Origin of the sequence: Adlercreutzia sp. ZJ141, assembly GCF_011038965.1 — a bacterium.
Lineage (GTDB): Bacteria > Actinomycetota > Coriobacteriia > Coriobacteriales > Eggerthellaceae > ZJ141.
Map to the genome: position 1 here is coordinate 1 of NZ_JAAKEB010000053.1, position 948 is coordinate 948.

Genomic DNA, 948 nt, shown 5'->3' on the forward strand with positions numbered 1-948 from the left:
GAGCCAAGGAAGCGCAAGGCGTTCGGTTAGCAACAGCAGCCGAGGAGGCACAAGCTTCAGGCGACAAGGCCTTGAAGGTCCGCCAGATCGCGATGCGCGAGGTGGTATCTGAGCTCGACGACACCGACGAGTTCGAGGGGAGCCAAGACGTATACGACGTGAGCCGCGCCGCCAAGCGCACCGCCACCTACGCTCGATCGGGGCGCAAGGGCGATGTCGCGAGCGCGACGGGAGGGGCGCGAGAAAGCGGCAAGCGCGCGGGCGCGCTCGGTGCCAGGAAGTCGGGGGCTGCCAAGATGTCAGCCCGAACGGGTATCCGTGCCCAGGCCGCCCAGCACACCGCGGCCCAGCATGCGGCGAGTCAAGCCACGGGAGCTGTCGTGAAGAGGGCGGCTGCCTCAGGGGGAAGCGTGGCCGTGGCGAGTACCGTCGGCGGCAGCGGCGCTGCCGTGGCGGCAGGAGTCATCTGCGGCATCGTCGCCTTCGTGCTCGTGGCCCTTGTGGTCGGACAGGTGATATCTGCGCTCTTCGGCTTCTGGGACGCCGAGGACAAGCGGCGCTCCATGGAGGGCCTTCCCCCTTACATTACTTATGAGATGGTCGAGGAGGCCATCCGCTGCCAGGAAGAGTACGGACATCCTGCAGGTTGCACCATCGCTCAGATCATCTGCGAGTCCGGGCAGGGAGATTCCATGAGCCAGCTCGCCACCCGCGACCACAACCTCTTCGGTATGAAGTGGTCGTCCACTTTCGCATCCGCTCCCGAGGTCGCAGGCAAGGCGGGATGGGCGACGAAAGAGGAGTATGCGCCCGGCACGCTTACCACCATCACCGCCTACTTCATCGTGTTCAAAAGCGATGTCGAATGCATCCGCTTCAGAAGCCGCGTGTTCCTCCAAGCCTCCCACTACCGCAACAACGCCCTCATTAGAGAGGCGATATCGACCA

Annotated in this window: 1 protein-coding gene; it reads left to right on the top strand. The window is 64.5% G+C overall.

All coding sequences use genetic code 11. The features are described 5' to 3' along the window. Positions 1 to 92 precede the first annotated feature (92 nt). Positions 93 to 948, top strand: an 856-nt coding sequence (locus G7Y44_RS10275; protein ID WP_241159255.1) for a glucosaminidase domain-containing protein, incomplete at its 3' end; no start/stop codon positions are given.